The sequence below is a fragment of the Kitasatospora sp. NPDC059803 genome (genome assembly GCF_042732255.1).
Lineage (GTDB): Bacteria > Actinomycetota > Actinomycetes > Streptomycetales > Streptomycetaceae > Kitasatospora.
Genome location: NZ_JBHWIJ010000303.1, coordinates 1 through 10466 on the forward strand (window position 1 = coordinate 1; position 10466 = coordinate 10466).

Sequence of the window (10466 nt, forward strand, 5' to 3'; positions counted from 1 at the left end):
AGGGGGGACCCTGTGGGAGAGTAGGACGCCGCCGAACAATCATTCACAGAGAACCCCCATCCGGGAAACCGGATGGGGGTTCTTTGCATTTCCGGGGCCGTGGCCTGGTGGCCGGCTCTTTTCCGATGGGCAGCGCACGGCGGCGGGGCGCAGGACGGACAGGCCCCGGGGTGTCGCATGCGTGTTCGTGGGGGGCGCGTCGGCGCGGGTGGATGCGGGAAGAACAGGGGGAGAGGTCGCCTCTCGGATGCCCTGGAGGACCGATGCGCCGGAACGGACGGGTGGCGGATGCCCTGCTCGCGTTGCTGAGCCGGGACTGGCTGGGAGTGCCGGTCGCGGTGCTGGTGGTGGGCGTGGGGGTCGGGCTGGTCGGGGGCGGTGCGGGCTGGCTGGTGGCGCTCGGGTGCTTAGTGGTGGCTGTGGGTGTGGTGCTGGCGGTCGGCGCGGTGCGGCATCTGGTGCTGGTGGGCCGGGGAGTGGGGGCGGGCGGGGAGCCGGGGCGGCTGGTCGGGCTGGGCGGGCGCCGGATGCACGTCCTCGCGGAGGGGGTTGCCGGGGACGGGCCGACGGTGGTCTGGATGCCGGGCGGGCACGCGCCGGGCGAGGAGTTCGGGCAGTTGCACACGATGATGGCGGCCCGGACCCGCTCGGTGCTGGTCGACCGGTTCGGCTCGGGCTGGAGTGACGTCGGGCCCTTCCCGAGGACGACGGCGGCCGAGGCGGAGGAGCTGGTGGCCGCGCTGGAGGCGGCGGGGGAGCGGGCCCCGTACGTGTTCGTCGGCCATTCCTTCGGCGGGCTGCTGGTCGCGAATGCCGCCAGGCGGCGGCCGGATCTGGTGGCCGGACTCGTGTTGCTGGATCCGACGCCCCTGGAGGTGATCGCCTTCGCGCCGCCCAACCGGTTGGTCGCGGGCATGCGCCGGGAGTTCCTGCTGACGGCGGTACGGCACTTGTTCGGTGTTCACCGGGGCCGTGGCCGTGGCGGCCGGACCGGCCAGTACTGCGCCGCCGCGTCGATCTTCGCGGAGCTCTCGCCCGTCGGCCTGGCGGAGGTGGGCTGGGAGACCGTGGTCTACGACGGGGACCTCGGCGACCTGCCGCTGGTGCTGGTCATACCCCGCGACCTCACGGGCGGGGAGACGGTGCTGGCCGCCGCCGGGGACGCCGCCGAGGCCGAGCGGATCGGCCGGTTCTACCTCGGGGCCCGGACCCGCTACCTGGCGGCGTCGACCGCGTCCAGGGTGGTGCACACGCCGGCGGGAACCGGCCATGACTTCCCGACCGAGGAGCCCGGGTTCGTGGTCGGGGTGGTCGCGGATCTGGTGAGCGAACTGCGCACCCTCAGCCCATGACCGTGCGGGCGGAGCCGGTCCGGACGGGGCGGCGGCGGGAGAAGGCGCCCAGGTCGACGACGTTGCCGGTGTGCTCGCAGCGGTAGCGGACCGGGTCGCCGTCGTGGTCGTGGCCGGCTTCGACCAGGTCGATCAGGGTCGCGAGGTAGCGGCCCACGAGCGGGGCGTTCTTGAACTGGTTGCCGCTCGTACCCATGGCGACGTAGTAGCCGTCGAGGGCGGTGCGGTCGTAGATCGGGGTCCAGTCGTCGGCGACGTCGTACACGCCCGCGACGCCGACGGGTCGGCTGGGGACGGTGAGCCCGGGGAAGCGGCGGGCCGCGCGGGTCACCTGGGTGCGGAAGCGGTGGGCGGTGGGGCGCGGGTCGGCCTCGTCCGGGTCGTCGATCCACTCCGGCGGGTCGCAGGCCGGCTGGGTGCCGCCGATGAGCAGGCGGCCCCCGGCGGCCGGGCGCAGGTAGGTGCCGAGGTCGACGTCGGCGACGACGGGAAGCGGCCCGGAGCCGGCGGCAGGGCCGGTGGCGGGGTCGGTGGTGGCGCCGGTGGTGGAGCTGTCGGGCGCGGCGATCTGGTGGACCTCCTCCCGCAGGGGACGTACCCCGATGGTGAAGTCGCTGCCGACACCCGCCAGCCGGTTGAGGCCCCCCGACCACGGGCCGGCGGCGTTGACCACGACCGGCGCGGCGATCCGGGCCCCGTCGGCCAGGCGGAGGCCCGCCACGCGGTCCGAGCGCCGGTCGACGGCCACCACGGTGCGGTGGAACAGGAAGCGCGCACCCAGCTCGCCCGCCGCATCGGCGAGGTTCTGGGCCGCGAGCTGCGGGTCGTCGACGAACCCGGCGTCCGGGGTGAACAGGGCACCGAGCTCGCCGGCCGGGCCGTCGAAGAAGGCGTCGTCGTCCACGGGCTTCGGCGGCCAGTACCGTCCGGTGTCGATCCCGGGCAGGCGCTCGCGCAGGGCGGCGGTGTCCCACCGTTCGTACGGGACGCCGGCCAGGTCGAACAGGGCCGCGGTGTCGGCGGGTTCGGGGAAGGGCGGGTCGAGCAGCACGGCGCCGGTGCGGCGGAAGGCCGCGAGCGGGCGGCGGCCGGTGGTGAGCCCGAGGTGCTCGGGCCAGGACGCCCACAGGTGGAGGGACTCCCAGGCCGTGGCGACGCCGTCGAAGGTGGAGTAGTTGAACCGGACGATCGCGCTGGACGCGCCGGTCGATCCGTGGCCGGGCGCGCCGGCCTTGTCCACGACGACCACCTGCCGTCCGGTGCGGGCGAGTTCGAGGGCGACGGCGGTGCCGATCACCCCGGCCCCGACCACCACCGCGTCGGGTCGGTCGACGGTCATCGGGACCTCCGGGAGGGCGGTGGGCCGGACAGGCGGGGGACGGCGGCGAGGAGCTCCCGCGTGTAGGGGTGCTGCGGGTCGCGCAGGAGGGCGTCGGTGGGGCCCGTTTCGACGATCCGACCGAGCCGCATCACCGCCACCGTATCGGAGACGTAGCAGACCGCGGGCAGGTTGTGGCCGATGAACAGCATGGACAGGCCGAGCCGTCGCTGGAGTTCGCGGATCGTGTTGAGGACGGACGCCTGCACCGAGACGTCGAGGGCCGAGGTGATCTCGTCGGCGATCAGGAGGCCGGGTCCGACGGCCAGGGCGCGGGCGACGGCGACCCGTTGGCGCTGGCCGCCGGACAGCTGCCGGGGCAGGCGGCCGGCGAGCCGGGGGTCCAGCCCGACGAGGTCGAGCAGCTCGGCGACGCGCTCGGTACGGGCGTGCCGGTCGAGCCGGTGGAAGACGGTGACGGCCTCGACGAGGCTCTGGCGGACGGTCATCCGGGGGTCGAGCGCGGTGTCCGGGTCCTGGAGGACGATCTGGACCAGTCGGCCGAGCCGGCGCCGGGCACGGACAGTGTGGACCCGCACGTCCTGGCCGTCGACGAGGACCCGGCCGCCGTGCACGGGGGCGAGCCCGACGATCGCGCGGGCCAGGGTCGACTTCCCCGAGCCGGACTCGCCGACGAGCCCGAGCGTGGTGCCGGCCGGGACCTCCAGGGAGACGCGGTCCACGGCGGTGACCGGGCCGCGCGGGCCGTGGTGGCGGACGGTGAGGTCGCAGAGCCGCAGGCTGGTCATGACGGGTCCGCCTCCACCTGATGTTCCGTCGCCTGGTCTGCTGTTGTCTCCACCGGCTGGGGGTTCCAGCAGGCGACCTGCTGGAGCGCGTCGACGTCGTCCAGCCGCGGAGCCTCCCGGGCGCAGCGGTCGAGCCGGTACGGGCAGCGGGGCTCGAACGGGCAGCCCGGGGTGGGGGCGATCGGGTCGGGCGGCGCGCCCGCCACGGTGGGCAGCGGCCGGTCGCGCTCTGCGGTGAGGTCCGGCACCGAGGCGACCAGGGCCCGGGTGTAGGGGTGCCGGGCGGCGGTGGGGAGCCGGTCGGCGGGGAGGGCCTCGACGATGGAGCCCGCGTACATCACCAGGACGCGTTCGCAGAATCCGCTCACGAGCGCGATGTCGTGGCTGATGAACAGGACGGCGGCGGAGGTGTCCCGCCGCAGGTCGGAGAGCAGGTCGGTGATCTGCCGCTGCACGGTGGTGTCGAGGGCGGTCGTCGGCTCGTCGGCGATGATCAGGCCGGGCCGCATCATCAGGCCGGCGGCGATCATGACGCGCTGGCGCTGGCCGCCGGAGAGCTGGTGGGGGCGTGACCGCAGCAGGGTGGGGGGCAGGGCCACCCGGTGCAGGGCGTCCTCGGCGTCCCGCAGGGCCTGGGTGCGGCTCGTGCCGAGGTGGGTACGGGGCGCCTCGGTGAGCTGGGTGGCGATCCGGAGCGACGGGTTGAGTGCCGTGGCCGGGTTCTGGAAGACCATGGCCAGGCCGGTCGCGAGGTGCCGGTCGCGCTGCTTCGGCGTCATGGCGTCCAGGTCGGCGCCGAGCAGCCGGAGGGTGCGGTGGGAGACCCGGGCGCGCTCGGGGAGCAGGTCGGCGATCGCGAGCGCGGTGAGCGACTTGCCGGAGCCGGACTCGCCGACGAGTCCGACGATCTCGCCCGGCCGCAGGGAGAGGCTCACGCCGCGGACGGGCCGGATCACGCCGTCGGGGGTGGGGAGTTCGACGCTCAGGTCCTCGACCTGGAGGACGAGACCGTCCTCGGCGGGCCCGCTCGGCCCAGTCGGTGCGATCGGTCGCCGGGGTGTACGGTCCGCACGGCCCGCCGGGTTGCGCCGGGCGGCGCCTCCTGCCAGGACCTCGCCGAGCAGTTGGAACGTCACCGCCGCGTAGAGGATGGCCAGGCCGGGGGCGAGGGCGGGCAGCGGCTGTGCGTAGATCCGGTCGAGCCCCTGGTTGAGCAGTTGCCCCCAGTCGTAGCCGGGCGGTTGGACGCCCAGGCCGAGGAAGCTCAGCCCGGAGAGCGCGACCAGGGAGGTGCCCGCCGCCGTGGTCGCGCTCAGCAGCAGCGGTTCGGCGATGTTGGGCAGGACGTGCCGCCACAGCAGCCGGTGCCGGCGCAGGCCGAGGACCCGGGCCGAGGCCAGGTGGTCGGTGCCCGCGACGGCGGCGGCGAGTGTCTGGGCGAGCCGGGCGAAGCCGGGTACACCGGCGACGGCGAGGGCGAGCATCGCCCCGGCCGCGCCCGCGCCGAACACGACCGCGAGGAAGAGCGCGACCAGGAGTGCGGGGAAGGCGAGCAGGAGGTTGATCACTGCCGCGAGCAGGCGGCGGGCGCGGGGGCCGACGACGGCGGTGGACGCGCCGAGGAGGATGCCGGTGCTCGCGCCGATCGCGGTCGCGGCCAGCGCGAGCAGCAGGGAGGGCCGGGTGGCGGTGAGGACCCGGGCGAGCAGGTCCCGTCCGAGGTTGTCGGTGCCGAAGGGGTGGGCGGTGGAGGGGCCTTGCAGCACTGCCGAGGGGTCGGGGAGGTCCGCCGCCGCGCCCCAGAGGAGCGGGCCCGCCAGCGCGAGCACGAGCAGCGAGGCCAGCATGGCGGTGGCGGCCCAGGCCATGGGCGAGCGGAGGTACCTGGTGGGAAGGGGCATCGGCACCTCAGCTCTCCCGGATCGTCGAGCGCGGGTCGAGCAGCGCCAGCAGCACGTCGACCAGGAGCGCGGCGAGCAGGACGGTCGTGCCCAGGATCAGCACCATCGCCTGGATCACCGGGTAGTCCTGCGAGCTCACGGACTGCGCCAGGGCCGAACCGATGCCGGGCCAGGCGAAGACCTTCTCCACCAGCACGGTGCCGGCGATCAGGGCGGGCAGCAGGCCTCCGGCGACGGTGAGTGCGGCGGTGGCCATGTTCGGCGCCGCGTGCCGCAGGTAGCGGCGTAGCGGTGACAGCCGCTTTCCACGGGCGGTGCGCAGGTAGTCCTCGGACAGCACTTTCAGCGCCTCCACCCGGACGATGCGCACCAGGACGGCGGTGGGCGCCACGGAGAGCGCGAGGACCGGCAGGACGAAGGATCCGGCGCCCGCCGTGCCGGCCACCGGCAGCAGTTGGAGGCCGACGGCCAGTAGCGCGGTGAGCCCGGCGGCCAGGACGAAGTCGGGGATCCCGGCCAGGCCGGCGGTGAGCGTCGTGAACGCCAGTTCGCTGCGCGGGTGCCGGCCGTCCCGGGTGCGGACGGCGGCGAGCAGGCCGCAGGGCAGGGCGACGGCGAGGGTGACGAGGAAGGCCAGGCCGGCGATTTCGAGGGTGGCCGGCAGCCGGGTGCGGACGAGCTCCGCGACCGGTGTCGAGGTGACCAGCGAGGTGCCGAGGTCGCCGTGCACGAGGCCGTCGACATAGTGCCGGTACTGGGCCAGGAAGGGTTCGTCGAGACCGAGTTGGTGGCGGCGTGCGGCCACGAGCGCGGGGGAGGCGTCGACGCCGAGCGCCGCGCGGACCGGGTCTCCGGGCACCAGGCGGATCATCGCGAACGAGGCGGTGAGCACGACCCCGAGTGAGAGGAGCAGTCGGGCGGTGCGCCGGCCGAGGAACACCGTCCACGGGTGCCGCAGGAGACGGGGCATGAGGTGCCGCGGCAGACGCGGCAGACGCGGCAGAGGCCGCGATCGACGGGGTGCGGTCACGCGGGATCCCCCGGTCATCGGTGCAGGCGGATGCTGGTGGGGATGACCTGGCCGCCGAAGGTCGTGGCGAAGGTGGTGCTGCGCCCGTACACGGTGCTGCGGCCGTCGGCGATCGGCAGGGCGTCGGCGGAGCGGAAGAGCGCGGCGGCGGCCCGGTTCCAGGTGGCGCAGCCCGCGGTGTCCGGCTCCCGAAGGGCCTGGGCGACCAGGGCGTCGTATGCGGGATTGGCCACGCCCGCGAAGTTGAGGCCCTGGGCGGGGATTGGGCCGGAGAAGAACGGGATGAAGCCGACGGGCAGGGCGAAGCCGGGGGAGGTGCCGACGACGACGTCGAAGTCGCCGGTCTGGTACATGGCGTTGACGAGGGCGGGCAGGCTCTCGGTGACCAGCTTGACGTCCGCGCCCAGGGCCGTCCAGGAGCGGGCCATCAGCTCGGCGACGGGTGCCAGCGTCGGGCCGAGGTCGGGGCTGGTGATCAGGCGCAGCCGGAGTGGTCGGCCGTCCTTCGTCAGCCGGCCGTCGGCGGCGCGGGTCCAGCCGGCGGCGCGCAGCGCCTCGGTGGCGTCCAGCGCGGGCAGGTTGGCGGCGGCGAGGTCGGCGTGGCAGACGGCGCCTTGCGCGCCGAAGTCGGTGGCGGGGGTGCCGGTGCCGCCGACGGCGACGTTGGCGAGCCCCTGGCGGTCGAGTGCGGACACCAGGGCCCGGCGCAGGGCCGGGTCGGCGAGGGGGCGGCCGGGGCGCTGGTTGAAGAAGGTCAGCCCGATGACGGTCGCCACGTCGGCGGTGGCCAGGCCGTGGTCGGCGAGCCGGGCGCGGTCGGGTCCGTTGACGCTCGCGATGTCGATGCCGCCGGTGAGCAGCAGGTTGGCGGCGGTGGAGGCCTGGGGCAGCACGGAGATGACGATGTGGGCGGGGAGGCCGGGTTCCGCGGTGGTCGCCCCGGCGGGCCCCCAGGTGTAGTCGTCGCGCACGGTGAACTCGTACGGCCCGCCCGGGGTGTAGTGGGTCAGCACGTACGGTCCGGTGCCCCGGGTGGAGCGGTCCAGCGACTGGGGCCGGTCGAGGCCGGCGGGGCAGACGATCGGTAGCAGTCCGAGGGTGCGGGTGAGGAACGGGAAGGGGGCGGTGGTGGTCGCCGTCACGGTGCCGGTCGAGTCGTCGGCGCTTGCGGTGTACGGGACGGTGGGCAGGACGGTCTGGGCGCCGGCGAGCTGGTGGGCCGGGTCGCCGGCGTAGGTGAGTGCGCGGGCGACGGCCGTGGCGGTGAGGGGGGTGCCGTCGGAGCAGGTGATTCCCGGGCGGAGGGTGAAGGCGGCCGTGGTGGTGGTGGCCTCCCAGGAGGAGGCCAGGCCGGAGACCAGGGTGGCGTCGGCGGAGACGTTGACCAGCGAGTCGTAGGCGTAGCGGGCCGGAGCGGCGCCGAAGGCCGTGTACGGGTTGAAGCTGGGCGTCTCGCTGGCGGCCGCGATCCGTACGGTCCCGCGGTCCACGAGGGGACCGGTCGTGGAGGAGGGGGCGACGCTGCCGCAGCCGGTGAGTGCGCCGGCCGCGACGGCCGCGGTGGTCAGGGCAGCCGCCAGTGGGACCGGCAGGGGGCGACGGGGCATGGCGTCATGGTGCCACCGAGTGCTGGCGCTGGCGAGTCAACTCACCTGTACGGCAAGCCTGTTCGAAAGGTCTTGGCCGTGTGCCGCCTTGGCGGGCGGAACGGGGCGCGGGTGGCGGGGGCCGATCCGGTTCACCCGTTAGGGGGATGCCGTGGCCGGTTGTCCGCGGACCGGGGTGGCCGGGCGGCGCGTCCTCGACAGGATGGCCGGATGAGGACGAATGAACCGGGCCGGGAGATCGGTCGGCTGGCGGACCGCTACTGGGAGTTCCTGTTGGAGCGCGACCCGCTGCTGCGGGCCCGGCAGGGGCTCCCGGTCGAGTCGCTGCCGAGGGAGTCGCCGGCCGAGGCCGAGGAGCGGGCGCGGTTCGCCGCGGGCGTCGTGGAGCGGGTCCGGGTGGTCGTGGAGGGAGCCCGGGCGCTCGACGGCGCGGAGCTCTGCGGAGCCGATGCCGACACGGCCGCCTTCCTCGTCGGGTCGGCCGAGCAGGAGCTGCGGGCCCACCGCTGCTACTGGCTGACGCCCGCCGTCACGCCGTACCGGCTGTTCCCGTTGTCGCAGTACGTCGACGCCGTCCTGCGTGGCCACCGCTTCGACCAACCGCCGGACGCCGACCGGTACTTGGTGCTCGTGCGCGAGCTGGCCCGGGTGGTCGGCTCGATCGGCGACAAGGCGGCGGGGCAGGCCGTGCGCGGCTTCCGGGTGCCCGCCCCGGCCCTGCCCGGGGTGCGCGCCACCCTCGCGGGCCTGCGGGCGTCGGTGGCGGAGCGCGTCGAGGTGGACGAGGGCCGGCTCGGCGGGCTGGGGCCGGCCGAGCGCGGACGCGTCCGAGACGGCGTGCGGCGGCTGGTGGAAGCCGAGCTGCTGCCGGCCTTCGACGGCCTGCTCGCCGTCGTCGACGGTCCGGACCAGCTGCGCGAGGCGCCGCAGGCCGTGGGCTGGGCGCGCTACGAAGGCGGTGAGGAGGCGTACCGGGAGTTCGTCCGGACGCACACGGGCGGGGGGACGCCGCCCGAGCGGCTGCACGAGCTCGGCCGCGAGCAGTGCCGCGAACTGGCCGAGCGGATGCGGGAGGTCCGTACCGCCCTCGGATTCCCGGGCCCCGAGGAGGAGTTCCACGAGCGGCTGCGGAGCGAGCCCCGGCTGTACGCCCGCACGCCGGAGGAGGTCGAGGACCGCTACCGCCGGTACCTCGACCGGCTGGCCCCGCTGCTGCCGCGGTGGTTCGCCGCGCTGCCGGGCGCCCCGTACGGGCTGGCCCGGCTGGATCCGGCGCTGGAGGCGGGGCTGACGTTCGGGTACTACCAGCAGCCCACGGCGGCGGACCCGGTCGGGCGCTACCGCTACAACGGCGCGGGGCTGGAAGGGCGGTCGCTGCTGGGCGCGGCCTCGCTGATCTACCACGAGCTGGCTCCGGGCCACCACTTCCACCTGGCCCGCCAGGCGGAGAACCGGTCGTTGCCCCGGCTGCGCCGTGAAGTGGCCGGGTTCGGCGCGTTCAACGAGGGCTGGGCCGAGTACGCGGCCGGTCTGGGCTGGGAGATGGGCCTCTACGACGACCCGTGGGACGCGTACGGGCGCCTCGCGCAGGAGCGGTTCACCGCGCAGCGCCTGGTCGTCGACACCGGGCTCAACCTCGGCACCATGGGACTGGAGCAGGCGCGGGACTTCATGCGCGCCAACTCCACCGAGGCGGACGCCCAGATCGCCTCGGACCTGCTGCGGTACTCGACGGACCTGCCCGGGCAGGCGCTGTCCTACCGTGCGGGGTATCTGGAGTTCGCCCGGCTGCGGGAGGGGGCCGAGGCCGGTCCGGGCGGCGGGTTCGAGGTGCGGGCCTTCCACGAGGCGGTCCTGGGCGGCGGTGGGCTGCCGTTTCCCGCCCTCCGGCGGCGGGTGGCACGTGAACTCGGCAGGCCCGATGAGTGAAAAAGAATATAAGCGGATTGTCGGGTGGGCATTTGTTCGTTAATCCGAGCTACAAAAACGGGCCGAGAGCACTCGCACGAGTGAAACCGGATGAGAAGGTTTGGCTTCGATGGACCCGGCTCGACTACGGTGAAGCGAGAGCGGGCGGTTGATCCATCGAGTGCGGAATTCATTCCGGCGGGAAATCCGGCGGGGAACGTCGAATTCCGCAGTCGGGTGCTTCCGTCCGCCTAGTCGTGCGGTGCTCCGGTGCGTCCGCAGTTGCCCGGGGTCCCTGTCATACGTCCGCGTAGAGAGGATGGAGCATCATGCCGCCCCTAGTACCGCCCTTCCTGGTCGGCCTCATCGTCGCGCCACTGGCCAAGCGTCTCCTCAAGCCGCTGGTGCGAGGCGTCGTCAAGACGTCCGTCGGCCTCGTCCTTGAGGTGAAGAAATCGTCCCCCAAGGCCGGCGAGCCACGACCCCACCCCCACGCCGGGGGGGGCGCCGGGGGGGGGGCGGCGCCGGTCGCCCGCGGCGC

General features: G+C 74.6%; 8 protein-coding genes. 3 read left to right on the top strand and 5 right to left on the bottom strand.

The features are described from left to right. Nucleotides 1-263 precede the first annotated feature (263 nt). On the top strand, nt 264-1352 hold the full coding sequence (locus ACFV6I_RS32930) for an alpha/beta fold hydrolase (RefSeq protein WP_380429327.1): 1089 nt from the start codon (nt 264-266) through the stop codon (nt 1350-1352). Here the strand turns inward: ACFV6I_RS32930 and ACFV6I_RS32935 are convergent. The 5 genes from ACFV6I_RS32935 to ACFV6I_RS32955 form a co-directional block, all read right to left on the bottom strand. Next, nucleotides 1342-2691, bottom strand: a complete 1350-nt coding sequence (locus ACFV6I_RS32935) for an NAD(P)/FAD-dependent oxidoreductase (protein ID WP_380429329.1) — start codon at nt 2689-2691, stop codon at nt 1342-1344. The genes ACFV6I_RS32930 and ACFV6I_RS32935 overlap by 11 nt on opposite strands. Further along, the gene (locus ACFV6I_RS32940) at nt 2688-3479 is read right to left on the bottom strand and encodes an ABC transporter ATP-binding protein (RefSeq protein WP_380343647.1); all 792 of its coding nucleotides are present in this window, start codon (nt 3477-3479) and stop codon (nt 2688-2690) included. The genes ACFV6I_RS32935 and ACFV6I_RS32940 overlap by 4 nt, the downstream gene beginning before the upstream one ends. Beyond that, nucleotides 3476-5380 (bottom strand): dipeptide/oligopeptide/nickel ABC transporter permease/ATP-binding protein, encoded by a 1905-nt coding sequence (locus ACFV6I_RS32945; RefSeq protein WP_380429332.1) that lies wholly within the window; start codon nt 5378-5380, stop codon nt 3476-3478. Before ACFV6I_RS32945 ends, ACFV6I_RS32940 begins: the two co-directional genes overlap by 4 nt. A 7-nt stretch (nt 5381-5387) precedes the next feature. Continuing rightward, nucleotides 5388-6350 (bottom strand): ABC transporter permease, encoded by a 963-nt coding sequence (locus ACFV6I_RS32950; protein ID WP_363377303.1) that lies wholly within the window; start codon nt 6348-6350, stop codon nt 5388-5390. Nucleotides 6351-6424: 74 nt separating this feature from the next. Then, nucleotides 6425-8017 (bottom strand): ABC transporter substrate-binding protein, encoded by a 1593-nt coding sequence (locus ACFV6I_RS32955; RefSeq protein WP_380429334.1) that lies wholly within the window; start codon nt 8015-8017, stop codon nt 6425-6427. A gap of 210 nt (nt 8018-8227) precedes the next feature. On the opposite strand from ACFV6I_RS32955, the gene ACFV6I_RS32960 reads away from it, so the two are divergent. Together ACFV6I_RS32960 and ACFV6I_RS32965 are read left to right on the top strand one after the other, a co-directional pair. Continuing rightward, the gene (locus ACFV6I_RS32960; RefSeq protein ID WP_380429337.1) at nt 8228-9946 is read left to right on the top strand and encodes a DUF885 domain-containing protein; all 1719 of its coding nucleotides are present in this window, start codon (nt 8228-8230) and stop codon (nt 9944-9946) included. 308 nt (nt 9947-10254) lie between these two features. After that, the coding region (locus tag ACFV6I_RS32965) for a DUF5132 domain-containing protein (RefSeq protein ID WP_380429340.1) at nt 10255-10466 on the top strand (212 nt) is incomplete at its 3' end.

Excerpts from the sequence above, each read along its gene's own strand:
- ACFV6I_RS32930 (WP_380429327.1), top strand. The coding sequence starts at position 264 with ATGCGCCGGAACGGACGGGTGGCGGATGCCCTGCTCGCGTTGCTGAGC.
- ACFV6I_RS32935 (WP_380429329.1), bottom strand. The coding sequence starts at position 2,691 with ATGACCGTCGACCGACCCGACGCGGTGGTGGTCGGGGCCGGGGTGATC.
- ACFV6I_RS32940 (WP_380343647.1), bottom strand. The coding sequence starts at position 3,479 with ATGACCAGCCTGCGGCTCTGCGACCTCACCGTCCGCCACCACGGCCCG.
- ACFV6I_RS32945 (WP_380429332.1), bottom strand. The coding sequence starts at position 5,380 with ATGCCCCTTCCCACCAGGTACCTCCGCTCGCCCATGGCCTGGGCCGCC.
- ACFV6I_RS32950 (WP_363377303.1), bottom strand. The coding sequence starts at position 6,350 with ATGCCCCGTCTCCTGCGGCACCCGTGGACGGTGTTCCTCGGCCGGCGC.
- ACFV6I_RS32955 (WP_380429334.1), bottom strand. The coding sequence starts at position 8,017 with ATGCCCCGTCGCCCCCTGCCGGTCCCACTGGCGGCTGCCCTGACCACC.
- ACFV6I_RS32960 (WP_380429337.1), top strand. The coding sequence starts at position 8,228 with ATGAGGACGAATGAACCGGGCCGGGAGATCGGTCGGCTGGCGGACCGC.